This is a genomic window from Streptomyces noursei ATCC 11455, from assembly GCF_001704275.1.
In the GTDB taxonomy this organism is placed as follows: Bacteria; Actinomycetota; Actinomycetes; order Streptomycetales; family Streptomycetaceae; genus Streptomyces; species Streptomyces noursei.
Window position 1 is genome coordinate 3,126,682 of sequence record NZ_CP011533.1, and the last position, 23,431, is coordinate 3,150,112.

23 protein-coding genes are annotated in these 23,431 nt (G+C 72.0%); 4 read left to right on the forward strand and 19 right to left on the reverse strand.

The window, feature by feature from the left end; genetic code table 11:
* Positions 1–189 precede the first annotated feature (189 nt).
* From SNOUR_RS12875 to SNOUR_RS12930, 12 genes are all read right to left on the reverse strand, one after another.
* Complete coding sequence (locus SNOUR_RS12875) at positions 190–498, reverse strand: DUF2469 domain-containing protein (RefSeq protein ID WP_003980220.1); 309 nt, start codon at positions 496–498, stop codon at positions 190–192.
* A gap of 38 nt (positions 499–536) precedes the next feature.
* Positions 537–1,088: an NUDIX hydrolase gene (locus SNOUR_RS12880; RefSeq protein WP_067358235.1), complete on the reverse strand. Its 552-nt coding sequence runs from the start codon at positions 1,086–1,088 to the stop codon at positions 537–539.
* Positions 1,089–1,215: 127 nt separating this feature from the next.
* Positions 1,216–1,944, reverse strand: coding sequence for a signal peptidase I (gene lepB, locus SNOUR_RS12885; RefSeq protein WP_067346614.1), 729 nt, complete (start codon positions 1,942–1,944; stop codon positions 1,216–1,218).
* A 54-nt stretch (positions 1,945–1,998) separates the two neighbouring features.
* Positions 1,999–2,772, reverse strand: a complete 774-nt coding sequence (gene lepB / locus SNOUR_RS12890) for a signal peptidase I (RefSeq protein ID WP_067346616.1) — start codon at positions 2,770–2,772, stop codon at positions 1,999–2,001.
* A gap of 130 nt (positions 2,773–2,902) precedes the next feature.
* Complete coding sequence (lepB, locus tag SNOUR_RS12895) at positions 2,903–3,940, reverse strand: signal peptidase I (RefSeq protein ID WP_067346617.1); 1,038 nt, start codon at positions 3,938–3,940, stop codon at positions 2,903–2,905.
* Complete coding sequence (gene lepB, locus SNOUR_RS12900; protein WP_067346619.1) at positions 3,933–4,697, reverse strand: signal peptidase I; 765 nt, start codon at positions 4,695–4,697, stop codon at positions 3,933–3,935. The genes lepB (SNOUR_RS12895) and lepB (SNOUR_RS12900) overlap by 8 nt, the downstream gene beginning before the upstream one ends.
* A gap of 96 nt (positions 4,698–4,793) precedes the next feature.
* Positions 4,794–5,141, reverse strand: a complete 348-nt coding sequence (rplS, locus tag SNOUR_RS12905) for a 50S ribosomal protein L19 (protein ID WP_039632393.1) — start codon at positions 5,139–5,141, stop codon at positions 4,794–4,796.
* A gap of 134 nt (positions 5,142–5,275) precedes the next feature.
* Positions 5,276–6,085, reverse strand: a complete 810-nt coding sequence (gene trmD, locus SNOUR_RS12910; RefSeq protein ID WP_067346621.1) for a tRNA (guanosine(37)-N1)-methyltransferase TrmD — start codon at positions 6,083–6,085, stop codon at positions 5,276–5,278.
* Entirely contained in the window at positions 6,085–6,630 is a 546-nt protein-coding gene (rimM, locus tag SNOUR_RS12915) for a ribosome maturation factor RimM (protein WP_039632397.1), read from the reverse strand. Before rimM ends, trmD begins: the two co-directional genes overlap by 1 nt.
* A gap of 193 nt (positions 6,631–6,823) precedes the next feature.
* Positions 6,824–7,063 (reverse strand): RNA-binding protein, encoded by a 240-nt coding sequence (locus SNOUR_RS12920; protein ID WP_003980229.1) that lies wholly within the window; start codon positions 7,061–7,063, stop codon positions 6,824–6,826.
* Between the two features lie 2 nt (positions 7,064–7,065).
* The gene (gene rpsP / locus SNOUR_RS12925) at positions 7,066–7,506 is read right to left on the reverse strand and encodes a 30S ribosomal protein S16 (protein WP_039632400.1); all 441 of its coding nucleotides are present in this window, start codon (positions 7,504–7,506) and stop codon (positions 7,066–7,068) included.
* 155 nt (positions 7,507–7,661) lie between these two features.
* On the reverse strand, positions 7,662–8,252 hold the full coding sequence (locus SNOUR_RS12930) for a hypothetical protein (protein ID WP_039632402.1): 591 nt from the start codon (positions 8,250–8,252) through the stop codon (positions 7,662–7,664).
* A 569-nt stretch (positions 8,253–8,821) separates the two neighbouring features.
* On the opposite strand from SNOUR_RS12930, the gene SNOUR_RS12935 reads away from it, so the two are divergent.
* The gene (locus SNOUR_RS12935; protein ID WP_067346623.1) at positions 8,822–9,673 is read left to right on the forward strand and encodes a methyltransferase domain-containing protein; all 852 of its coding nucleotides are present in this window, start codon (positions 8,822–8,824) and stop codon (positions 9,671–9,673) included.
* 83 nt (positions 9,674–9,756) lie between these two features.
* On the opposite strand, the gene ffh is transcribed toward SNOUR_RS12935, so the two are convergent.
* From ffh to nsdA, 5 genes are all read right to left on the reverse strand, one after another.
* Complete coding sequence (ffh, locus tag SNOUR_RS12940; RefSeq protein WP_067346625.1) at positions 9,757–11,307, reverse strand: signal recognition particle protein; 1,551 nt, start codon at positions 11,305–11,307, stop codon at positions 9,757–9,759.
* A 145-nt stretch (positions 11,308–11,452) separates the two neighbouring features.
* The gene (locus tag SNOUR_RS12945) at positions 11,453–13,945 is read right to left on the reverse strand and encodes a [protein-PII] uridylyltransferase (protein ID WP_067346627.1); all 2,493 of its coding nucleotides are present in this window, start codon (positions 13,943–13,945) and stop codon (positions 11,453–11,455) included.
* 70 nt (positions 13,946–14,015) lie between these two features.
* Positions 14,016–14,354, reverse strand: a complete 339-nt coding sequence (locus tag SNOUR_RS12950) for a P-II family nitrogen regulator (protein ID WP_039632407.1) — start codon at positions 14,352–14,354, stop codon at positions 14,016–14,018.
* Positions 14,351–15,700, reverse strand: a complete 1,350-nt coding sequence (locus SNOUR_RS12955; RefSeq protein WP_067346629.1) for an ammonium transporter — start codon at positions 15,698–15,700, stop codon at positions 14,351–14,353. The genes SNOUR_RS12950 and SNOUR_RS12955 overlap by 4 nt, the downstream gene beginning before the upstream one ends.
* 171 nt (positions 15,701–15,871) lie before the next feature.
* Positions 15,872–17,356 (reverse strand): transcriptional repressor NsdA, encoded by a 1,485-nt coding sequence (nsdA, locus tag SNOUR_RS12960; protein WP_067358238.1) that lies wholly within the window; start codon positions 17,354–17,356, stop codon positions 15,872–15,874.
* Positions 17,357–17,843: 487 nt separating this feature from the next.
* On the opposite strand from nsdA, the gene SNOUR_RS12965 reads away from it, so the two are divergent.
* On the forward strand, positions 17,844–18,545 hold the full coding sequence (locus SNOUR_RS12965) for a bifunctional DNA primase/polymerase (protein ID WP_067346631.1): 702 nt from the start codon (positions 17,844–17,846) through the stop codon (positions 18,543–18,545).
* 260 nt (positions 18,546–18,805) lie between these two features.
* On the opposite strand, the gene ftsY is transcribed toward SNOUR_RS12965, so the two are convergent.
* The gene (gene ftsY / locus SNOUR_RS12970) at positions 18,806–20,041 is read right to left on the reverse strand and encodes a signal recognition particle-docking protein FtsY (protein ID WP_067346633.1); all 1,236 of its coding nucleotides are present in this window, start codon (positions 20,039–20,041) and stop codon (positions 18,806–18,808) included.
* Between the two features lie 111 nt (positions 20,042–20,152).
* Complete coding sequence (locus SNOUR_RS12975) at positions 20,153–20,395, reverse strand: hypothetical protein (RefSeq protein ID WP_067358240.1); 243 nt, start codon at positions 20,393–20,395, stop codon at positions 20,153–20,155.
* Between the two features lie 434 nt (positions 20,396–20,829).
* On the opposite strand from SNOUR_RS12975, the gene SNOUR_RS12980 reads away from it, so the two are divergent.
* Together SNOUR_RS12980 and SNOUR_RS12985 are read left to right on the forward strand one after the other, a co-directional pair.
* Positions 20,830–22,326, forward strand: a complete 1,497-nt coding sequence (locus tag SNOUR_RS12980) for a purine-cytosine permease family protein (RefSeq protein WP_067346636.1) — start codon at positions 20,830–20,832, stop codon at positions 22,324–22,326.
* Positions 22,327–22,418: 92 nt separating this feature from the next.
* A complete protein-coding gene (locus tag SNOUR_RS12985; protein WP_067346638.1) occupies positions 22,419–23,423 on the forward strand; it encodes an LLM class flavin-dependent oxidoreductase in 1,005 nt (334 codons plus the stop codon).
* The last annotated feature ends 8 nt before the right edge of the window (positions 23,424–23,431 follow it).

A 23,431-nucleotide genomic window follows, 5' to 3' on the forward strand; every position in this document is an offset into this window, starting at 1 on the left:
CACCTCCGGCACCGACTGTGACGCCGCCACCCGGATCTATTGGATCTTGGTGGATAACCGCATGGTTGTGGATAACTCCGTCACCCGTCAGGGCGACGCGCGGCGGTGGCCGGGCAGCACACAGCGGCCGGCGCCGGGCCGGCCGAACCGGCGGGCCCGCGTCGGAGGCTGCTCCGCGCTACCGGTGGCTCAGCTCCCCGGAAGATCCAGATCGCTCTTGTTCAGCTCTTCGATGTTCACGTCCTTGAACGTGAGTACCCGCACCTGCTTGACGAACCGGGCCGGTCGGTACATGTCCCAGACCCAGGCGTCGGCCATCGAGACCTCGAAGAACACTTCACCCTGGACCGAGTGCACCTGCATCTCGTAGTCGTTGGTGAGGTAGAAGCGACGCTCGGTCTCGATCACGTATTTGAACAGCCCGACGACGTCGCGGTACTCCCGGTAGAGCTTCAGCTCCATCTCGGTCTCGTACTTTTCGAGGTCCTCGGCGCTCATGGCAGATCCCCTTCAGCCGTGCGTCCCCCTATTGTGCGTCAGACCCTCTCGGTCTCCAGGAGCACCGGCGCACTCGGGGGCCCTTCGTCGAGCAGTGTGCGCAGCAGCTCGGCGAGTCTGGTCGGATACACCGTCTCATGCGACGCCGACAGTTCCTCCGAGGTCCACCACTTCAGTCCGGACACGCTGCGTCGTTCCAGGTCCGTGTGGCCGGCGGTGTCGGTGGCGGTGCGGTCGGTCCGCGCCAGGTAGTACCACTCGTCCTGTTCCCAGCGTCGCCCGTCGAAGGGGAAGGCGCAGCGACGCTTCCACAGGAGGGGTCCGAGGGTGGCCTCGGTGATGCCGGTCTCCTCGGCGAGTTCGCGGAGGGCCGCCTGCGCACGGGTCTCCGTGCCCTCCAGGCCGCCGCCGGGGGTGAACCACCAGGTCTCGGTCGGACGGTCCGGTTCGAAGCCGTGGAGCAGCAGGATGCGGTCCTGGGAGTCGAGCAGCACCACGCGGGAAACCTGGCGCGCGGTGGCCTGATCGGCCCCGCCGACCTCAGCGGCCCTCGCGCCCGCGGCGCCGGCAGGCGGCTCAGCGGACCCGATGGCCTCCTCGGCCTCAACGGTCCGACAGCCCCCCGCCACCTCGCCGGTCAGGCCGGACTCTCCAGCGGCTCCTCCGGCCGCCCCGTCCCGTTCCGGCGCCCGCCCCCGGTCCTGCTCCCGCTCCCGCTCATCCACGTCCGCGTCCCTTCCGCCGTGCGATCGGCCCGTGTGCCGCACCACCAAGGATGAGCACGGCACCGGCGACGACCGCCAGGACGATGGGGCGGAGCGGTCCCGGCTGGGAGGTGCCCCCGGGGAGCGCGGCGAAGCTCTGGGGACGCTGGAGCATGCCGACGCTGCCGAGGGGCCAGGCGCGGGCGTCGACCCGGGCGTCCACGGCGCTGCGCGGCACGGAGCCGTGGTCACCGTCGGTGAGGTGGACGCGGGAGTCGAGGGAGACGTTGCGGTGGTCGCCGAGGAGGAAGAGCTGGCCGGTGGGGACGGTGGCCTTGAAGACGGTGGGTGAGGCGGGGCCGTCACTCTGCAGGTACGGCTCCACGACGGGGGTTCCGTTGACCGTCAGCAGGCCCTTCTTGCTGCAGCAGGCGACCGTGTCGCCGCCGACGCCGACGACCCGCTTGACCATCGGCAGGTCGCCCCAGGAGGCGTCCTTGAAGACGACGATGTCGCCGCGGCGTATCTCGGAGCCGTTCACCTTCTCGGCGAGGACCCGGGCGCCGGCGGCGATGGTGGGCGTCATGGAGTCCGTCGGCACCGTGTACGGGCGGTAGATCAGCGCCCCCCAGACGAAGCCGCCCAGGAACAGCACACAGCCGACGGCCACGGCCAGACCGGACAGCACACTGCCCGTGGTCCGGCCGTGGCCGTCCGTCGTACGTTCCGTACTGCTGCTCATCCCAGCGCTCCCGCCCCGCGGGACACGCCCGCGTCGAAGATCCGGGACGGCACCTTACCTGGGGTTACGCGCTGCGGTCAGCCTCCGGCGACGCCAGATCACGAGCGGAACGGCGCCGACCAGGCCCAGGGCCGCGGGAGCCGCACCCATTGCCTTGTTGATCCCGGGTTGGTCGAAGGTGTCCGGTACCGGAAGGGTTGCCCAGCGGTTGATGGGCCAGGCGATGGTGAAGGCGCGACCGACGACCTCGTCCTCGGAGACCGTGCCGTTGCCCGGGAGGTTCTGGTGGTAGCGGGAGTCGAGGGAGTCGTCGCGGTGGTCGCCCATCACCCAGATCCGGCCCTTGGGGACGTGGATCGGGCCGAAGGGACGGTCGCCGCACGGGGTGGCGCCGGGGTAGACGTAGGAGTCTTCCTTGAGGGCCTTGCCGTTGACCTTGACGGGGCCGACGCCCTGGCACTCGACGGTGTCCCCGCCGACCGCGATGACCCGCTTGATCAGGTCCTTCTCCTCGGCCGAGGGCATCAGGCCGATGAAGCTGAGGACCTTCTGGACGGGGTTGGGCTGCGGGGTGGGCGTCTCGTTGAGCCAGCCGCCCGGGTCGTGGAAGACGACGACCTCGCCGCGCTGCGGCTTGGAGCCGAACCACGGCGTCAGCTTGTCGACCAGCACCCGGTCGCCGCGCTGGAGGGTGTCCTGCATGGAGTCGGACGGGATGGAGAACGCCTGCACCAGGAACGTCTTGATGAGCAGGGCGAGGAGCAGCGCGATGCCGATGAGGATCGGCAGCTCCTTCCAGAAGGCACGCGGCTTCTTGCCTTTGGTCACGCTGCCGGTCGCCTCCTCGTCGGCCGCTGCGTCCGACTGCTTCGATGGATCTGTGCGCGGCAGGCCCGACGCGGACCCGCCTGACTGCGCCTGTGGCTGATGTACGGAACTCGTCGCCTGCCGCGCGGACTCACCGCGACCTGCCGGCTCTTCGGGCTCTTCGGTTCCGGACCGCGCGCCGACCGCCAAGTCCCCCACATCTGCTCCTCACTCCGCGCTCTCGCCTGCCCGTCAACCGGTGCAGGCCCACCACTCCCATAACGAGCGGGAGTTCCGCAGGGGTCGGGAGTACGGTCAAACTCTCGGAGGACACCCTATGCGCTGTGTCCGCTGCCGCCGCCTTCGCGCCCGGCGCGTCGTGGACGGTGGCGAAGGTGTCGGGCTCTTCGAGGAACCGCCAGTGGCTGAACGGCCAGGCGATGACCACGGCCCGGCCCACGACGTTGTCCACCGAGACCGTGCCGTGGTACGGCTCGTCCAGGTGGTATCGCGAGTCCGCCGAGTTGGAGCGGTGATCGCCCATGACGAAGATCCGTCCGGTGGGGACGGTCACCGTGAACTTCAGCTGGGAGGGCGGGTTTCCCGGGTGCACGTAGGGCTCGGTGAGCGGGGTGCCGTTGACCGTCACCCGACCCTTGGTGTCGCAGCAGCGGACGGTGTCGCCACCGACCGCGACCGCACGCTTGATCAGGTCCTGTTCGTTGGCCGACGGGAGCAGCCCGATGAAGGTCAACAGGTCGTTGATCGGGCCGGGGTTGCCAGCCGACTGGTTCTGCTCGCCCTTGAGCCAGCCGCCGGGGTCCTTGAAGACCACGACGTCGCCGCGGTGCGGCGTGGCGCCGAACCACGGGGTGAGCTTGTCGACCAGCACCCGGTCGCCGATCTTGATCGTCTGCTCCATGGAGCCGGACGGGATGACGAACGCCTGCACCAGGAACGTCTTCAGGACCAGCGCGATGGCCAGCGCCACCCCGATCAGGATCGGGATCTCCTTGAGGTAGGAGCGGCGTCGGCGGCGCTTGATGCGCTGGGCCTGACGGCGTCGCTCGGCCCGCCCGCCGGTCGCCGCACGGGTGCCGGACCCGCGGTCGTCCTCTGCGGCGCCGCCGTGCATCGCGCCCTCGGTGGCGTCCTCGCGCCCGTGGCGGGGGCGTCCGCGGTTACCCATGGGGGCCTGCCGGGGCCGGTATACGGGCCAGGGACCCCGGGGTGTCGATGGTGCTCCAGCGGCCGACCGGCCAGGTGATCAGGTCGGCGCGGCCGATGACCTTGTCGACCGGGACGGTGCCGCCGCCGGGCTGGCCGAGGTGGTCGCGGGAGTCGCTGGACCGGGAGCGGTGGTCGCCCATGACCCAGAGCCGGCCCACCGGCACCACGATGTCGAAGGGGACGGCGGAGGGCGCGTCCCCGGGATGGAGATACCCCTCGGTCACCGGCTCACCGTTCACGTCGATCCGCCCCCGTTTGTCACAGCAGGTCACATGGTCTCCACCGACGCCGATGACGCGCTTGACGTAGTCGGTGTCGTCGGACCGGGCCAGGCCCAGCGCCGCGCCTGCCTTGCGCAGCAGTCCCGTGACGGGATTCTCCCCCTGCTCCCTGTAAACGAAAGATCCGGTGCCGTCGAAGACGATGACGTCGCCGCGCTGCGGGCCGGCGCCGAAACGGTACGCCAGCTTGTTCACCAGGACCCGGTCGCCGACCCGCAGGGTGTTCTCCATGGAGGTGCTGGGGATCAGGAACGGCTGCGCGACGAAGGTGCTGAGCAGGAACAGGAAGGCCAGGCAGAGCACGAGGAGGGTGACCGGCCGGTACCGCGGCTGCGCCGTCCGGGACCGGAAACGCGCGAAGCGCGACCGTCGCTCCGACCCCTGAGCGGGATCGGAAGCGGGGTCGCGCTCCGTGAGCTGTGCGTCGGTGTCCATGGGGCCCAGAGCCTATCCGGCCGGGCCCGGACGCCGGTCGCGAGCGTGGCCTCGCGGTGCACCGGGGCGGATTTCCGCCGCCCGGTGCGGCGCGGCTCAGCGCTCGCGCTTCTCCTTGATCTTGGCGGCCTTGCCGCGCAGCTCGCGGAGGTAGTACAGCTTGGCGCGGCGGACGTCACCGCGGGTGACGACCTCGATCTTCTCGACGATCGGGGTGTGCACGGGGAAGGTGCGCTCCACGCCGACCGAGAAGCTGACCTTGCGGACCGTGAAGGTCTCGCGCACGCCGGAGCCCTGGCGGCGGATGACAACGCCCTTGAACTGCTGCACACGGGAGCGGTTGCCCTCGATGACGCGGACGTGGACGTTGACGGTGTCACCCGGGCGGAAGGCCGGGATGTCGCTGCGCAGCGCGGCGGAGTCGACGGAGTCGAGAAGGTGCATGACCTACTGCTTTCTTCGCCGATGCCACAGGTCATCAGCGGAATCATTCGGAAAGGTTGATGTACTGCCGAGCTGCCGGGCGGACGTCGTTCCCCCTGTGGCAGGGGCGCACACCGGGCGCAGACAGCAGCGGCTCATTCTTCCATGGACTGACTCGTCCGCCCAAATCGGCCGTCCTCGCCCGGCGCCCAGCCCAGGATCGAGAGGATCTCCCGGTCCTTCTTGTCGAAGGCGGCGGGGTCGGCGCGCTCGATCAGATCAGGGCGGTTGCGGTCGGTGCGGCGGAACGCCTCGTCGCGGCGCCAGCGGGCGATCTTGCCGTGGTGGCCGCTGAGCAGCACCTCGGGGATGGTGCGGTCGCGCCACTCCGGGGGCTTGGTGTAGACGGGGCCTTCCAGGAGGTCGGCCATCGCCCCGGGGGCGAAGGAGTCGTCCTGGTGGGAGGCGGCGTTGCCGAGGACGCCGGGCAGCAGCCGGGCGATCGCCTCGACCATGACCAGGACCGGGGCCTCGCCGCCGGCCAGGACGTAGTCGCCGATGGACACCTCGCGGACGTCCAGGCGGTCGCCGTACTCCTCGATGACGCGGCGGTCGATGCCCTCGTAGCGGGCCGGGGTGAACACCAGCCAGGGCTTGGCGGAGAGTTCGACGGCGAGCTGCTGGGTGAACGGGACACCGCTGGGGGTGGGGACGACGAGGACGGGTTCCCCCTCGCCGGACGCCAGGATGCCGTCCAGCGCCTCGCCCCACGGCTCGGGCTTCATGACCATGCCCGGGCCGCCGCCGTAGGGGGTGTCGTCGACCGTGTGGTGCTTGTCGTGGGTGCACTCCCGCAGGTCGTGGATGCGCACGTCGAGCTGTCCACGGGCACGGGCCTTGCCGACCAGCGAGACGTTCAGCGGTTCGAGGTACTCCGGGAAGATCGTGACGACGTCGAGCCGCATCAGCTGTCCTCGCGGGCGGAGGCGATCTCGGCCTGGGCCTCGTCGAGGAGTCCCGGCGGCGGGTCGATGACCGCGCGCTGCTCCTCCAGGTCGATCTCGGGCACGATCTCGCTGACGAACGGGATCATCACCTCGCTGCCGTCGGGGCGCGCCACGATCAGCAGGTCCTGGTAGGGCAGGTGGGAGACCTCGCTGATCCGGCCGACGGCGGTGCCGTCGCGGGTGACGACATCGAGGTCGATCAGCTGGTGGTCGTAGAACTCCTCGGGATCCTCGGGGAGTTCCTCGGGGTCGACCTCGGCGATCAGCAGGGTGTTGCGCAGCGCCTCGGCGGCGGTGCGGTCCGCGACGCCCTCGAAGCGCAGCAGCAGCCGGCCGCTGTGGACCCGGCCGGTGGCGATGGTCAGCGGCCCGACGGCGGACGGGGCGGTGGCGAGGACGGCGCCCGGGGCGAGCCGGAGTTCCGGTTCGTCGGTGCGCACCTCTACGGTGACCTCGCCCTTGATGCCGTGGGCGCGGCCGATCCGGGCGACTACCAGCTGCACTGTTCTCCCTCTTCGCGGCCAAGCCGCCGCCGCTTTCGCGGATGTGGTTGCGGAACGTCGGGGTTCCTCGGTGGACGGTGTCTGCCGTGGAACCGGGGTGGTGGCTGGCGCCCCGCAGTCCCACGATCGCATACGGACGCGGGCCGGGGACGGCCCGAAGGCCCTCCCCGGCCCGAGCCGGTGTTCAACTTGATCAGCGAACTTGGTCGACGTCGACGAGGTCGACGCGGATGCCCCGGCCGCCGATGGCGCCGACGACGGTCCGCAGTGCGCGGGCGGTCCGGCCGTTGCGGCCGATCACCTTGCCGAGGTCGTCGGGGTGGACCCGGACCTCCAGCACGCGCCCGCGGCGCAGGGTGCGCGAGGCTACCTGCACGTCGTCGGGGTTGTCGACGATGCCCTTGACGAGGTGCTCAAGGGCCTCCTCAAGCACGCTCAGTCCTCGGTGGACTCGGAGGTGGACTCGGCCGCGGCCTCGTCCGCCTTCTTGTCGGCCTTCTTCGCCTTCGGGGTGATGGCCTCACCCTTCGGCTCGTCACCGGAAGCCTTGGCAGCGGCCTCGAAGAGGGCGCGCTTGTCGGCCTTCGGCTCGGCGACCTTCATCGGCGCCGGGGCCGGCAGGCCCTTGAACTTCTGCCAGTCGCCGGTGACCTTGAGGATGGCCAGCACGGGCTCGGTCGGCTGCGCGCCGACACCCAGCCAGTAGGCGACGCGCTCGGCGTCGACCTCGATGCGGGAGGGGTTCTGCACCGGGTGGTACAGGCCGATCTCCTCGATGGCGCGGCCGTCCCGGCGGGTGCGGGAGTCGGCGACGACGATGCGGTAGTGAGGCGAGCGGATCTTGCCCAGACGCTTCAGCTTGATCTTGACTGCCACTGGAGTGGTGTCTCCTGGTCTTGACGTGGTGGGGCACAACGAGATGCCACGTGGGGTTGCGGTACTCGGGGCCCCGATGGACGCGTCAGCCGGAGGAGAGAGGGGTCCTGTGCGACTGTCGAGTACAGCAGGCAATTGTGCCACACGCCCGAGGGTCAGCCGACCGCGGCCACCTCGGGGATCCGGAAGGGCTTGCCGCAGCCGCCGCAGACGATCGGCGCCTGGGCCAGCACGGAGGGGACGACCCGCACATTGCGCCCGCAGTCGCAGACGGCCTTGACGCGGACACCGCCCCCGGAGGAGCCGTGCCGGGCGGCCGGTCCGCGGAAGCTGCGGGTGGTGTCGGTGGCGGTGGCGGCGCTGTGGGCCTTGAGGGCTCTGGTGAGCCGCTCGATGGTGGGGCGGTAGCGCCGTCTCGCCTCGGGATTGAGCGTGACCAGCGAGAAGCCGCTGCTGGGATGCGGCTCGTCGGTGTGGTCCAGGCCCAGCTCCTCGGCGATCGCCAGGAACCGGCGGTTGTGGTAGCGGCCTGCCCGGGAGGTGTCGCGGATGCCGCGGGCGGCGGCGATGCCGTGGACTGCCTCATGGAGCAGCCGTTCGAAGGAGAGCTCGGCGCCACAGGCGGACGACGACTCTCCGATCAGGGATTCGGGCGCGGCCAGGTCCGGCAGCTCGGGGTGGTGCCGTTGAATGTCGGCCCACGCGAGCGCCAGCTCGGCGGCGAGAACAGGCGGTGTCGTGCTCACGTCGTGACAACGAGCCGGGGTCTCCCAGTGTTCCGATTCCGGGGCATCCCAAATAATTTGCACGTACCGGTCAGTTTCCGGGCATGGGGCATGGCCCGTGCCCGGTACGCCGATCTGCGGAGAAGGCGCCCCTGGGACGGCAAGCCGGTACGTAGGGCGCGTACCCCCGCGTACACCACATGGCGTAAGCCCGCCGCATGTCAGGGCGCCGGACACGCGGCGATGTTACCGGCGGTACGAAGTGCTGCGGACACCGACCCCACCCGTCCACCGTAGGACAGCGGGATCCGGCGGCGGCACGCGGGAGGCGACGGCCGGGGCGACGGGCGGGGCGACGGGCGGCGCCGCTGCCGTGGCGGGACGGCACTCCCCGGGGCACCCTGGAACGGCGCTCCGGGAGTGCGGTGGGCGGCGCACACAGGGGCGCGCGGGAGCCAAACCCCGGCGCACCCTCTGGACGCCCGGTCGGATGCGCAGTTGTCTGGATCGCGGGGGCGCACAACGCTCGGAAACACGGGGGCGGACGGTACTGATCAGCTTCGGGTTCTCGGCGAATAGGGGCGCTATCGATGTCTCCCACGCTCGTGCGGCACCAGCTTCCGAACACCGGGCCCGTGCACGACGACGGCCCGGCCGCGCCGACCGGCACCCGTGCCCGTGACTGGGCGGAGATCCAGGAGCGGATGCTGGTGCCCCTCTACGAGGCCGCGTACGACCGGCTGGGCGTCGGGCCCGGCACCCGGCTGCTGGGGCTGGGCTGCGGGTCCGGGCTGGCGCTGCTGCTCGCGGCGGCGCGTGGGGCGCAGGTCAGCGGCGTGGACGCGGACGAGCGCCGGTTGGAGCTGGCGCGCGAGCGGCTCACGCCGGACGGCATGCCGGAGATCACCCGGCTGGTCAGCGGCGGGCTGGCGGACGCGGCGCCCAAGGATGCGGCGTTCACCGTGATCACGGCGTTCCACCCGGTGGGCTGCGGCGGCGGTGCCGAGGAGCTGGCCGCGGCGCTGACCGCGGCGAGCGCGCTGGCCGAGCGGGGCAGCGCGGTGGTACTGGGCGGCTGGGGCCCGGTGGAGCGGTGTGCGGCGGCCGGCGTGCTGCGGGTGGCGCAGCGGCTCGCCGCCCCGGCGCCGGGTTTCGGCGCGGGCTGGCGGCCGGCCGGCCGGGACGACCTGGAGGAGCTGGCGGAACGGACGGGACTGCGGCCCGACGGGTCGGGGCGGGTGGCCTGCCCGTTCGGGTACGCGGACATGGCGAGCGCGGTGCGCGGGATGCTGTCGACGGGCCTGTTCGACGGGGCGTTGGAGGTGGCCGGGCCGCGGCAGGTGGAGAAGGAGCTGGTCGAGGCGCTCCATCCGTACCAGCGGGGGGACGGGACGCTCTGGATGGCGAACGTCTTCCGGTATCTGATCGCGCGGACCCGCTAGGGCGTGCCGTCCCGGAACGCAACGGACGAGCCCCCGGCCACGGAGGGGTGGCCGGGGGCTCGTCGGGTGGTGCGGATTGCCGCTCAGTTCATGAACTTCTTGAACTCTTCGGGGAGTTCGAAGTCCTGCGGTTCCTGGCCGGCCTGCGGCAGGCCGAGCGGGTTGCCGGTCGCGGCCGCGTCGCGGCGCGCCGCCGCGGCCTCCTCGTCGGCCTTGCGCTTCATCGGGTTGCCGCTCTTGCGCTTGCCCTTGGCCTGCTTGACCTGCTTCTTCTTCCGGGCGGCGCCGCCCCCCATGCCGGGGATGCCGGGCATGCCGGGCATGCCGCCGCCCTGGGCCATCCGCGACATCATCTTGCGCGCGTCGAAGAACCGCTCGACGAGGTTCTTGACCATGCTGACGTCGACACCGGAACCGCGGGCGATGCGGGCCCGGCGCGAGCCGTTGATGATCGTCGGGTCCTGGCGCTCGGCCGGGGTCATCGACTTGATGATGGCGGCCGTGCGGTCGACCTCGCGCTCGTCGAGGTTGTTGATCTGGTCCTTCATCTGCGCCATGCCGGGCAGCATGCCGAGCAGCTTGGAGATGGAGCCCATCTTGCGGACCTGCTCCATCTGGGCCAGGAAGTCGTCGAGGGTGAACTCCTTGGGGCCCTTCGCCAGCTTGGCCGCCATCTTCTCGGCTTCTTGCTGGCTGAAGGTCTGCTCGGCCTTCTCGATGAGCGAGAGCATGTCGCCCATGCCGAGGATGCGGGACGCCATGCGGTCCGGGTGGAACGCGTCGAAGTCGTCCAGCTTCTCGCCGTTGGAGGCGAACATGATCTGCTTGCCGGTGACGTGCGCGATGGAGAGCGCGGCACCACCGCGGGCGTCGCCGTCCAGCTTGGAGAGCACCACGCCGTCGAAGCCGACGCCGTCGCGGAACGCCTCGGCGGTGTTGACCGCGTCCTGACCGATCATCGCGTCGACGACGAAGAGGACCTCGTCGGGGCTGACCGCGTCGCGGATGTCGGCGGCCTGCTGCATCATCTCGGCGTCGATGCCGAGGCGGCCGGCGGTGTCGACGACCACGACGTCGAACTGCTTGGTGCGGGCGTACTCGATCGAGTCCTTGGCGACCTGGATCGGGTCGCCGACGCCGTTGCCCGGCTCGGGGCCGTAGAAGCCGACGCCGGCGCGCTCGGAGACGACCTGGAGCTGGTTGACGGCGTTGGGGCGCTGGAGGTCGCAGGCGACCAGCAGCGGCGAGTGCCCCTGGCTCTTGAGCCAGCGGCCGAGCTTGCCGGCGAGGGTGGTCTTACCGGCACCCTGCAGACCGGCCAGCATGATCACCGTCGGCGGCTGCTTGGCGAAGCGGAGGCGCCGGGTCTCGCCGCCGAGGATGCCGATGAGCTCCTCGTTGACGATCTTGATGACCTGCTGTGCCGGGTTCAGCGCCTGGCTGACCTCGGAGCCGAGACCGCGCTCCTTGACCTGCTTGATGAAGGCGCGGACGACCGGCAGCGCGACGTCGGCTTCCAGCAGGGCGATCCGGATCTCCCGCGCGGTGGCGTCGATGTCCGCCTCGCTCAGGCGGCCCTTGCCCCGGAGGTTTTTGAAAGTACTCGCCAAGCGGTCGGAAAGCGTATCGAACACGGCGGTCGTCGATCCTCGGGGTCGGGGGCTTAGGTCCAGTCGGGTTCTAGGGTATCGGGCCCCGCAAGCGAACCCGCTCTGGCCCGCGCCCGCCCCGTGCTCCGGCCGCCGGCGGGGCGCGCCCCGGAGCGCACCCCGCCCGGTGTCACTGGAGCGCGGCCTCGATCGTCTCGGCCACCTTGTGGGCCACCGCGTCGGGCAGCGGCGTCCCGTCCGGCCCCGTGACGTAGAAGGCGTCCACGGCGTTGGCGCCCAGCGTGCTGATGTGGGCGCTGCGCACGGCGACCCCCGCCGCGTCCAGGGCCCGGCCGATCCGGTGCAGCAGTCCGTGCGCGTCCTGAGCCCGGACCTCGATGACGGTGGCGGTGCGGGAACTGCCGGCGGCGATGGTGACGCGGGGTGGCGGGGCCAGGGCGGCGCGGGAGCGGCGGGCGTAGGCGCGTTCGCGTTCGGCGAGGCGGCCGGGGACGTCGAGGGAGCCGTCCAGGGCGCGGACCAGGTCGGCGCGGAGCCGGCCGGCCTCGGGCAGCGAGCCGTACTCGGCGGCCACCCGCCAGCTGAGCAGCAGCACCGGGCCCTGGCCGATGGGGTCCAGGGTGCGCAGGTCGGCGGCGCGGACGGTGAGGCGGTGCAGGGCCAGCACGCCGGCCGCGGCGGGCAGCACGCCGGGCTGGTCGGGGACGGCGATGAGGAGTTCCACGCCTACCGGTTCCGGGGCGGCGTCGGCCGGGGCCGCGTCCTCGGCGGCGGCCGGCGGTGCGGTCTCCGGGCGGGTGTGCAGGGCCAGGACGGGGCCGCCGGTGCGCGCGGCCTCGACGGCCAGGCGCTCCTGTTCGGTGGTGGGGGCGTCGGTGCCGCGGGGGTCCGGCGCGGGCTCCCCGGCGAGCCGGTCGGCGACGCGCTGGACGAGGCCGGAGACGAGGCCGGCGCGCCAGGAGCTCCAGGCGGCCGGCCCGGTGGCGAGCGCGTCGGCCTCGGTGAGGGCGTGCAGGAGTTCCAGGGTGCCGGGGCTGCCGACGGCCTCGGCGACCGCGCCGACGGTCTCCGGGTCGTCCAGGTCGCGCCGGGTGGCGGTCTCGATGAGCAGCAGGTGGTGCCGGACGAGGGCGGCGATCACCTCGGTGTCGCCGGGGCCGAAGCCGAGCCGGGCGGCCACGTCGCGGGCGATGGTCTCGCCGGCCACCGCGTGGTCGCCGGGCCAGCCCTTGCCGATGTCGTGCAGCAGGGCGGCGACCAGCAGCAGGTCGGGCCGGTGGACGCGGCGGGTCAGTGCGGCGGCGCGGACCGCGGTCTCGACCAGGTGGCGGTCGACGGTCCAGGTGTGCACGGGGTTGCGCTGGGGGCGGCAGCGGACGCGTTCCCAGTCGGGCAGCAGGCGGGTGATGACGCCCTCGGCCTCCAGGGCCTCCCATACGGGAACGGTGTGCGCGCCGGCGCCGAGCAGGGTGACCAGCTGCTCACGGGCCTCGGCCGGCCAGGGCACCGGCAGCGGTGCGGCGGCGTGCGTGGCGGCGCAGCGGCGGATGGCGTGGGTGGCCAGCGGCAGTCCGGCCTGGGCGGCGGCCGCGGCGGCGCGCAGCAGCAGGACGGGGTCGCGTTCGGGGCGGGCGGTGCGGGCCAGCACCGCCTCGCCGTCGAGTTCGACGACGCCGTCGGCGAGCGGTGAGCGTTCGCCGCGGTCGGCGGTGCGGCCGTGCAGCAGCCCGCGCAGCACCGGTTTGACGGATCGGGCGCGCAGCACCCGGCCGACCTCGCGCCAGGTGACGTCGGCGGCGTAGGCGATGGTGCGGGCGGATTCGTAGGTCCGGCGGAGCAGGGCGTCCGCGTCGAGCAGGCCGAGGGCGCCGGCGACCTGGTCCTGCTCCTGGAGGGAGAGCCGGTCGGTGGCGCGCCCGGTGGTGAGGTGGAGGGCGTCCCGGGTGTCCAGGAGGCGGGTGCGGGCGGCCTCCAGTCCACCGCGGGGGGCGTCGGCGAGCCAGGAGGCGGCGATGGCCCGCAGTGCGGTGGCGTCCCGCAGGCCGCCGTGGGCCTCCTTGAGGTCCGGTTCGAGGAGGTACTGGAGTTCGCCCTGGCGGGCGGCGCGCTGTCGGCAGAGTTCGCGGAGTTCGGGCAGCCGCCGGGGGGCGCATTCCCGCCAGTCGGCGTAGGCGGCGGTGCGGAGCGCGGCGGTCAGTGCGGGGTCGCCGGCGACGTGGCGGGCGTCGAGCAGGCCCAGTTGCACCTTGAGGTCGTCGCGGGCGGCGCGGCGGGCCTCGGCGGGGGTGCGGACGGAGTGGTCGAGGTCCAGGCCGAGGTCCCAGACGGGGTACCAGAGGCGGTCGGCGAGGGCGGCGAGGTCGCCGGGGGCGGCGCGGCCGTCGTGCAGCAGCAGGAGGTCGAGGTCGCTGCGGGGGGACAGTTCGCCGCGGCCGTAGCCGCCGACGGCGACCAGTGCGGTGCCCGGAGCGGCCGGGGCGGTCGCCTCGGCCAGCAGGGCGGCGAGCCAGTCGTCGGTGAGGCGGGCGAGGGCGGCGCGGCGGTCGGGGCCGGCGGCGCCGTCGTCCTGGAGGAGGCGCAGCCGGGCGGCGGGGTAGCCGCCGGGTGCGTCCGCCGGGGCCGTGGCGGCGGGGTGTGCGGTGGGTTCGACGCTCTCGGTCAACTCGGGCTCTCCTCGGTCGTGTTGTCCCCCGCGGCGCTTCCGCCGCACCCCGCCGCCCTCGGCCTGCGGCTCACAGCGCGTCGGGTCCGCGCTCCCCGGTCCGCACCCGTACGGCCTCCTCGACGGGGACGCTCCACACCTTCCCGTCGCCGATCTTGCCGGTGCGGGCGGCCTTGACCACGACCTCCACCAGCTCCTCGGCGTCCGCGTCCTCGACGAGCACCTCGATCCGGATCTTGGGCACCAGGTCGACGGTGTACTCGGCGCCCCGGTACACCTCGGTGTGCCCGCGCTGCCGTCCGTAGCCGCTGGCCTCGGTGACGGTCAGACCGTGCACGCCGAACGCCTGCAGGGCGTCCTTCACCTCGTCGAGCCGGTGCGGCTTGATTACTGCCGTGATGAGCTTCACGCGTCCACCTTCTTGGTCGGGGTCTCGCCCAGGGCCGTGGTCCTGCGGGCCGTCGTGCCGCCGCCCGCGCCGGCGAAGTCGTACGCGGTCTCGGCGTGCGCGGCCTGGTCGACGCCGGTGATCTCCTCGTCCTCGCCGACCCGGAAGCCCATCACCAGGTCGATGGCCTTGGCAAGGACGTAGGAGACGACCAGCGAGTACAGCAGGACGCACACCACGCCGACGGTCTGCTTGCCGAGCTGGCCGAAGCCGCCCCCGTAGAAGAGGCCCTTGGCGTCGCTCTGCACACCGCCGGTGGCGAACAGCCCGATCAGCAGCGAGCCGACGATGCCGCCGACGAGGTGGACGCCGATGACGTCCAGGGAGTCGTCGTAGCCGAACTTGTACTTGAGGCCGACGGCCATGGCGCAGAGCACCCCGGCGATCACGCCGATCGCGATGGCGCCGAGCGGGCTGACCGCGCCGCAGGCGGGGGTGATGGCGACCAGTCCGGCGACCGCGCCGGAGGCCGCGCCGAGGGTGGTGAACGAGCCGTGCCGGAGCTTTTCGTAGGCGAGCCAGCCGAGCATCGCGGCGGCGGTGGCGACCTGGGTGTTGACGAAGGCGACCGCGGCCACGCCGTCGTCGTTGTTGAGCCAGGAGCCGGCGTTGAAGCCGAACCAGCCGAACCACAGCAGACCGGCGCCGAGCATCACCAGCGGCAGGCTGTGCGGCCGCATCGGGTCCTTCTTGAAGCCGATGCGCTTGCCGACGACGAGGATCACGCCGAGCGCCGCGGCACCGGCGTTGATGTGCACCGCGGTGCCGCCGGCGAAGTCGATGACGCCCAGTTTGAACAGCCAGCCGCCGTCGGCCCACACCCAGTGGGCGACGGGGAAGTAGACGACGGTCACCCACAGCGCGATGAACAGCGCCCAGGCGGTGAACTTCACCCGGTCGGCGAGGGCTCCGCTGATCAGAGCGGGGGTGATCACCGCGAACATCAGCTGGAAGACGGCGAAGACGTAGACGGGGATGGTGGTGGTGCCCCACAGCTGCGTCAGACCGATGTGGCCGAGGCCGGCGAAGTCGCTGCTCCAGCCGATGATGCCGCCGGTGTCGGTGCCGAAGGCGAGCCCGAAGCCGTAGAGCACCCACAGGAGCGTGACGATGCCCAGGCTGATGAAGCTCATCATCAGCATGTTCAGGACGCTTTTGACCCGGACCATGCCGCCGTAGAAGAACGCCAGGCCGGGCGTCATGAGCATCACCAGCGCGGAGCAGATGAGCATGAACCCGGTGTTGGCGGGACTGAGGGTGGCTTTCTCCGCGAGGCCGTCTGCGAGCGTAAGGATGCCTGGGGGCATCGGCGTCTCCTCGTCGTCGATGCGGCCCGTGCGGGTGTGGGGTGGGCCGGCTTCGCGATGAGAGTGTCGCGGCGCCGTTTCGGCCAAACCTTGCCGGTGTTTCACCGGGGTGACGAAGTGGTCCTCCGTGTTACGCGCCGATGAATTCCGAGATCTCCGTGAGCGGTCGGGTCAGCCGGCGAAGGCGGTCTCCGGGAGCTGGCGGGAGAGCTCGTCGCTGAGCTGGATCACCTCGCTGACCGTCCCGAATTCCCGGACCGCGGTGTCCACCGTCTTGCGGAGCCGGGTGTTGACCCGTTCGGAGCGGACCTGGCGGGCGAACGGTATCGCCTGCTGGGCCATCACGGCGCACGCCTCCGGCTCCTTCTGGAGCAGGTGGACGGTGGCCATGCCGATCAGGTTGAGCGCGTAGGAGCGCTGGTGCTCGGGGTCCTTGCCGAACAGTTCGACGGCGCGCCGCATGACCGGTTCCGCGAGCGAGGCGTAGGTGGGGCTGCGGCCGGCCACATAGGCGAGGTCGCGGTAGGAGTGGGCGTTCTCGGCGTTCAGCTCGGCCTCGGAGAAGAAGCGGATCCAGTCCGGCTCGGTCTCGCCGGGGGCGATGTCGGAGAAGGTGTCCTCGGCCATCCGCACCGCCCGCTTGACCTTGCTGGGCTGGCCCATGCCGGCGTAGGCGCGGGCCTCCATCGCATACAACATCGCCTGGGTGCGGGGGGTGGCGGTCTCCCGACTGCCGTACTGGGCGAGGTGGATCAGTTCCAGGGCGTCGTCGGGCCGGCCGAGGTGGATCATCTGCCGGCTCATGCTGGAGAGGATGTACGAGCCCAGGGGGCGGTCGCCGGCCTCCTTGGAGGCGTGCAGCGCGAGCACGAAGTACTTCTGGGCGGTCGGCTGGAGGCCGATGTCGTAGCTCATCCAGCCGGCCAGTTCGGCGAGTTCGGCGGCGACCTTGAACAGCCGCTTGGACACCTCGGGCGACTGGGGCTCCTGGAGGAGGTCGGTGACCTCGTGGAGCTGGCCGACCACCGCCTTGCGCCGCAGGCCGCCGCCGCACTGGGCGTCCCACTGCCGGAACATCGCGGTGGTGGCCTCCAGCAGCTCCAGTTCAGGCCGGGAGAGCCGGGCCGGGCGGCGGGCCCGGTCGAGCTGCGCGGGGACCTCGCCCGGGGCGACGGGCACCGGCACCAGCCAGCGCTGCATCGGCTCGACGAGGGTGGGGCCGGCGGCGAGCGCGAGGGAGGTGCCCAGGAAGCCGCGGCGGGCCAGCATCAGGTCGCTGCGGGTGAACTCGCTGATGAGGTTGACCGTTTGGGGGCCGGCCCAGGGGAGGTCCACGCCGGAGACGGACGGGGACTGGTGCGCCGAGCGCAGCCCGAGCTCCTCGACGCCGACCACGCAGCCGAAGCGTTCGGAGAAGAGTTCGGAGAGGATCCGCGGGATGGGCTCCCGGGGCTGCTCGCCGTCCAGCCAGCGACGCACCCGGGAGGTGTCGGTGCTGATGTGGTGGGCGCCCATCTGGCGCGCCCGGCGGTTGACCTGCCGCGCCAGCTCGCCCTTGGACCAGCCGCTGCGCATGAACCACGAGCCCAACTGTGCGTTGGGACGCTTGACGGCGTCCGTGCCGCTCGTGCTGGTGGAGCCGGCGGTGCCGTCCATGCCGCCCACAGGGATGCCCCCATTCCGATAGCGCTCGTCCGCGAATCCCCCACAGGATGCCGCCTGTTGCGGCGCCCGTTCCGCGCTACATCTACCCGACCGCGGAATCCGGCCACACCTCCGGCCGCCGCCCGCACGGACGTTGCCACCGGCATACCAGTGCGAAGGGTGCCTCTCCGGGTTCGTGCACCGAAAGTAATCCTACGATCACGCCCGTCGGGAGGTCGATTGCGGAAACGCCACCATTCGCCACCCCTTCGATGGAACTCCCTGACCGCCTCTCGCGATTGACTTGACACAGGTCGTACGGGGAGAGGCGGAGCGGAGCGCGCCAGGGCGTGCACACCGCATCGCACCACCCGACATACGACGCGACACCACCGGCACCGCGGACCGCCGACGGAGCGTGAACACCAGCGTGAAGAACCGTCCCCTCGTCAACTCCCCGACTCGTAACCACTCGTATGCACCACCCGTTGGAGGGGGCATGGGTTTCACGATCGGCGGCATCCGGGACCTCCGTTCCGGGTCGCGCCGCCGCATCCGCTCGGCCGAGGGCACCGCGGTGGCGGAGTACACGGGGCTGTGGGGGTGGGACGTCGTCCCGGGGGCCCGCGCGGTCCGGGCCGGCGGCCGGACGGAGTGTTCGTGCGGTGTCCCGGACTGCCCGTCCCCGGGCGCCCATCCGCTCTCCTTCGGCCGGGAGCTGGTGGCCGGCGCGACGCTGGAGAAGGCGCTGGCCGCCTGGGCCGAGACGCCGGGCGCGGCGGTGCTGCTCCCGGTGGGCCGCACCTTCGACATCCTCGACGTACCGGAGGACGCGGGCCGGGGCGCGCTGGTGCGGCTGGAGCGGATGGGCCTGCCGCTGGGCCCGGTGGCCGCCGCGCCCACCGGGCGTGCGCTGTTCTTCGTCGCCCCGGGGGCGGCCGCGGCGCTCCCCGACCTCCTCTACCGCATGGGGTGGGACGACGCGGATCTGGACCTTCGCCCGCTGGGCCCCGGTGACCACGTCACCGCGCCGCCGTCCGACTTCGGCGGTCTGGGGCCGATGCGCTGGCTGCGCCCGCCGACCCTGGAGACCGCCGGCCGGCCGCCGCAGGCCCGGCTGCTGCTGGGGGCGCTGGCGTATGTGTGCAACCGGGCGGCGGGCCGGGCGGCCGTCGACGCGGCCGGGCCGTCGGTCCGCTGAGCGAGGGCAAATCGTTTCGCCGTCGGTCGGCCGCCTGCCGCGCGGGGCCGGCGCGGGGCCGTTCCGCATCGGCCGGATGTCTGCACGGGCGGCGCCGGCCCGCCGGCTTGGCCTGATCCGTGCGCCGCGGGCGCCCCGACCGGGGCGGCCGGGCAGGTGACGACAGGCCCCGGGGAAACGGCGGCGGCCCCCGCCACCCGTCGTCCGCGGGTGGCGGGGGCCGCCGCCGTCATGCCGTGCCGCCGGCTCGGCCGGCCGGGTCAGTCGATCAGCGCGTCCACGAACGCCTCGGGCTCGAACGGCGCCAGGTCGTCCGGGCCCTCGCCCAGGCCGACCAGCTTGACCGGAACGCCCAGTTCGCGCTGGACCGCGATGATGATGCCGCCCTTGGCGGTGCCGTCGAGCTTGGTGAGCACCACGCCGGTGATGTCCACGACCTCGGCGAAGACCCGCGCCTGCACCAGGCCGTTCTGACCGGTGGTGGCGTCGAGGACGAGCAGCACCTCGCCGACCGGGCCGTGCTTCTCGACGACGCGCTTGACCTTGCCCAGCTCGTCCATCAGGCCGGTCTTGGTGTGCAGCCGGCCGGCGGTGTCGATCAGGACGACATCGGCGGACTCGGCGATGCCCTCCTTGACCGCGTCGAAGGCGATGGACGCCGGGTCGCCGCCCTCGGGACCGCGGACCGTACGGGCCCCGACCCGCTCGCCCCAGGTCTGGAGCTGGTCGGCGGCGGCGGCGCGGAAGGTGTCGGCCGCGCCGAGCACCACGGACTTGCCGTCGGCGACCAGGACGCGGGCGAGCTTGCCGGTGGTGGTGGTCTTGCCGGTGCCGTTGACGCCGACGACCAGCACGACACCGGGGATCTCGTCGCCGCCGTTGCCGATGCCGTTGGCGGTGTGCACGGTGCGGTCGGAGTCGGTGCCGATGAGCGCGAGCAGTTCCTCGCGGAGCAGCCGGCGCAGCTCTTCGGGGGTGCGGGTGCCGAGCACCTTGACCCGTTCGCGAAGCCGCTCGACCAATTCCTGGGTGGGGGTGACGCCGACGTCGGCGGTGAGGAGGGTGTCCTCGATCTCCTCCCAGGTGTCCTCGTCGAGGTGTTCGCGGGACAGCAGGGTCAGCAGGCCCTTGCCGAGGGTGTTCTGGGAGCGGGCGAGCCGGGCGCGCAGCCGGACCAGGCGGCCGGCGGTCGGCTCGGGGACCTCGACGGCGGGCGCCGCGGGCGCCTCCGGCTCGGCGACGGGTGCCTCGGCCTCGGCCACGGGGGCCTCGGCGGCGGGCAGCTCGACTTCTTCGATGGTGCGACGTTCTTCGTCGCGCGGGGTCTCGGCCTCCTCGCCGACCTGCGGTTCGGCGGGGGGCGCGGTGACGGTGGGCTTGGGGGTGGCCGGCGGGGGCGGCGGCAGCTGCTTCTTCTTGCGGCCGCTGACGACGAGCCCGCTGATCGCGCCGAGCACGACCACGGCGATGACTACAGCAAGGATGACGGTGTCCATAACCCCTCCAGTATCAGCCACGCCCCGCCGGGGACGGCCGCACGCGCGCGGGGTTCCGTCCCGGGTCCCGGTGGGGCCGCCCCGGATCCCGGGGCTCCTCGGTGCTCCGTCTCAGGACTCCCTGCGCTCCTCCGGGCGCCAGCGCTCCAGCGTGGGGTCGCGGTGCGAGTCGTATGTCCCCGATCCCCGGCAGTGCCGGCACTCGCCGGCCCGCTGGACGGTCTCGTAGGGGCCCCGGAACGGATCGACGCCGGGGGCGTAGGCCAGGGCCTGGGACACATAGCCGGTGCCCTGGCACCACTGACACGTCTTGCCGGGCACATCGGCCTCCTGCGGGTGGTCGCTCTCGTTCATCGGGATCACCTTGCACCAATTCCGGTGCCTCATGCCCGGGGCGTCGTTATCCCGCCGTTCGGCGTCCGGACGGTGGCCGGTCAACGGCGCTCAAACGAGACATGCGTCTCTCCGACGGGCTCTGTTCGGGGTGCAGAACCGCCGGCAAGCACGGAAGAGGAGCCTCCTGTTCGCCTGCCAGGCAGTCCATCACGTCTCGTATGTCCTGATCAGGGGGGTGTGACTGGATTCATCGACAGGATCGTCGATTCCGTGTCATCGTCAAGGGGTCCAAGGGGGCGGACCAGGCGAAGTTGGATCAAAGTACGATGGTGGACGGCTGCGCAACGCGCGTAGAGTCCTGGCAACCGCTTTCTGGCCAGGCACCACAGCCGCTGCCTGCACCTCCTCCCCGGGGGTGCCCCCCAGACCCCCGCACGGAGACAGCCGCACCTATGGGCACCAGCACCACGTCCGCACCCACGTCCACCCCGGAAGTCGACGGCGCCGTCGAGACCCGCGGAATCGAGCCGGTTCCCGACCACGAACGCCGGGGCCGGGTCCGCGAGCTCTTCCCGACCTGGGTGGCCGCCAACATCAGCGTGCTGCTGCTCACCATGGGCGCCTCGCTGGTGATCAACAACGGCCTGAACTTCTGGCAGGTGCTGGTGGTCGCCGCGATCGCGTCGACCATCTCGTTCGGCATCGTCGGCCTGCTGTCGGTCTCCGGGAAGTGGGGCGGCGCGCCGGGCGCGATGCTGTCCCGGGCCGCCTTCGGCGTGCGCGGCAACTACTTCCCGGGCGCGATCCTGTGGGTCGCCCGCTTCGGCTGGGAGACGATCAACGCGGTCAGCGGCGCCTACGCGATCCTGACCGTGCTCCGCCTGGTGTTCGGCATCAAGACCAACAACGTGCTGGTCGTGGTGACCCTGCTGGGCTTCGTCGCCTGCACCTTCCTGGTGAGCGGCATGGGCCGCAAGGCGCTCAACGTCTGCAACAAGTACTCCACGTACCTCTTCAGCCTCATCAGCGTCGTCGTCCTGGTCTATCTGATCGTCGAGATGCCGTGGGGCGCCATCTTCGCCAAGTCGCCGGGCAGCGGCGCCATGATGATCGCGGGCATCGGCACCATCGCGGCCGGCGGTCTCAGCTGGGTGCCCACCGGTCCGGACTTCGCGCGCTACCTGCCGCACTCCGCCTCCGGCAAGAAGATCGTCGGCACCACCGTCTCGGGTGCCGCCCTGGTGCTGGTCCCGATGGTGGTCATGGGCGGCGTGATGGCCGTCTCCAACCCGGAGCTGGCCAACCAGAACACCGACCCGATGTCCTTCCTGGGCCAGGTGCTGCCGTCGGCCATCGCGATCCCGTACCTGATCACCGCGCTGATCGGCATGATGCTGATCAACAGCCTGTCGATGTACTCCGCGGGCTTCACCGCGCAGACCATGGGTGTCAAGCTGCCGCGCGCCCTGGCGGTCAGCATCAACGCCGCGATCAGCCTGATCGGCGGGCTGTTCATGATGCTGGTGGCCAAGGACTTCGTGGGCCAGTTCATCGCCTTCCTGACGCTGCTCGCGGTCTCCTTCTCCGCCTGGATCGGCGTCTACGGCATCGACATGCTCCGCCGCCGCAAGATGGCGGTCCGCTACCACGCGGAGAGCCTGATGAACATCGACCGGACCAGCCGCTACTGGTACAAGGGCGGCTTCTGCTGGCAGGCCATGACGGCCTGGGCGGTCGCGCTGGTCGCGGGCCTGTGCTTCACCAAGGTGCAGTGGTTCACCGGCCCGCTGGCCGGCACCTGGATCGGCGAGAACGGTCTGGGCTGGGCGGCCACCATCCTGATCGCCGCGGTGCTCTTCGCGGTCCTGCCGGCCGCCCAGGAGACCCCCGCCGCCGCGGCGCCGGCCCCCGAGGCCGACGAGGAGCCGGCCGCCGTCGAGGTCGGCTGACCCGCGGCCGGTTCCCGACCATGAACCTGGCGGTCTGACGTATCGTCAGCTACGGTCCCCTTCGCCACCTGCTCTGGCGAAGGGGACCTGTCATGTCTGCCGGCACCACCGCACCCACCACGGTCCTGCGCGTCAACCTCGCCGGACCACCGGCCGCGCCCGCGGACCTCTCCGCCCGCTACCGGGCCGCCGTCGAGATGGCCCGGTACGCCGACGAGCACGGCCTGGGCATGATCCAGACCGAGGAGCACCACGCCACCGACAACGGCTGGATGCCCTCCCCGCTCGCCTTCGCGGGCGCCGTCCTCGGCGCCACCCGCCGGATCGGCGTCACCGTCTCCGCCCTGATCACCCCGCTGCACGACCCGCTGCGGCTGGCCGAGGACATCGCGGTGCTCGATCTGCTCGGCGGCGGCCGGCTAGTCACCGTCGCCGGCCTCGGCTACCGGCCCGAGGAGTACGCGGCACACGGCAAGGAGTGGCGCGACCGCGGCGCCCTCCAGGACGAGGTGCTGCAGACACTGCTCAACGCCTGGACCGGCGAACCGTTCACCTACCAGGGGCGCACGGTCCAGGTCACCCCGCGCCCGTACTCCCGGCCGCATCCGCCGCTGCTCGTCGGGGGCGCCTCGCGGCCCGCGGCCCGGCGCGCGGCCCGCCTGGGACTGCCGCTCTTCCCCAGCGCCCACCTGCCGGAGCTGGAGCGCTACTACCACGAGCAGTGCGCCGCCGCCGGCACCGAGGGCTGGGTGCTCCAACCGCCGCCGCGCACCTGTCTGCTGCACATCTCCGAGGATCCGGACCGGAGTTGGGCCGAGCACGGCGACCACCTGCTGTACGAGGCACGGCGGTACGCGGCGTGGCAGTCCGCCGGGAGCCGCTCCGCGGTGCGCTCCGCCGCGCGGGACGCCGCGGCGCTGCGCGCGGAGGGCGTGTACCGGATCGTCACGCCGGACGACTGCGTCGAACTGGCCCAACAGGACGGCGCCCGAGGCACGTTGATCCTGCATCCGCTGTGCGGCGGGATGCCCGTCGAGGAGGGGTGGCGGTCGCTGCGGCTGTTCGCGGAGAAGGTGCTGCCGCGGCTGACGGACTGACGCGCGCC

What these genes read in the sequence shown, in the direction of transcription:
- SNOUR_RS12875 (WP_003980220.1), bottom strand. Translation starts at nt 498, where the DNA reads ATGAGCGCCGAGGACCTCGAAAAGTACGAGACCGAGATGGAGCTGAAG.
- lepB (WP_067346614.1), bottom strand. Translation starts at nt 1,944, where the DNA reads ATGAGCAGCAGTACGGAACGTACGACGGACGGCCACGGCCGGACCACG.
- lepB (WP_067346617.1), bottom strand. Translation starts at nt 3,940, where the DNA reads ATGGGTAACCGCGGACGCCCCCGCCACGGGCGCGAGGACGCCACCGAG.
- lepB (WP_067346619.1), bottom strand. Translation starts at nt 4,697, where the DNA reads ATGGACACCGACGCACAGCTCACGGAGCGCGACCCCGCTTCCGATCCC.
- rplS (WP_039632393.1), bottom strand. Translation starts at nt 5,141, where the DNA reads ATGCACCTTCTCGACTCCGTCGACTCCGCCGCGCTGCGCAGCGACATC.
- trmD (WP_067346621.1), bottom strand. Translation starts at nt 6,085, where the DNA reads ATGCGGCTCGACGTCGTCACGATCTTCCCGGAGTACCTCGAACCGCTG.
- SNOUR_RS12935 (WP_067346623.1), top strand. Translation starts at nt 8,822, where the DNA reads ATGTCTCCCACGCTCGTGCGGCACCAGCTTCCGAACACCGGGCCCGTG.
- SNOUR_RS12955 (WP_067346629.1), bottom strand. Translation starts at nt 15,700, where the DNA reads ATGCCCCCAGGCATCCTTACGCTCGCAGACGGCCTCGCGGAGAAAGCC.
- nsdA (WP_067358238.1), bottom strand. Translation starts at nt 17,356, where the DNA reads ATGGACGGCACCGCCGGCTCCACCAGCACGAGCGGCACGGACGCCGTC.
- SNOUR_RS12965 (WP_067346631.1), top strand. Translation starts at nt 17,844, where the DNA reads ATGGGTTTCACGATCGGCGGCATCCGGGACCTCCGTTCCGGGTCGCGC.
- ftsY (WP_067346633.1), bottom strand. Translation starts at nt 20,041, where the DNA reads ATGGACACCGTCATCCTTGCTGTAGTCATCGCCGTGGTCGTGCTCGGC.
- SNOUR_RS12975 (WP_067358240.1), bottom strand. Translation starts at nt 20,395, where the DNA reads ATGAACGAGAGCGACCACCCGCAGGAGGCCGATGTGCCCGGCAAGACG.
- SNOUR_RS12980 (WP_067346636.1), top strand. Translation starts at nt 20,830, where the DNA reads ATGGGCACCAGCACCACGTCCGCACCCACGTCCACCCCGGAAGTCGAC.
- SNOUR_RS12985 (WP_067346638.1), top strand. Translation starts at nt 22,419, where the DNA reads ATGTCTGCCGGCACCACCGCACCCACCACGGTCCTGCGCGTCAACCTC.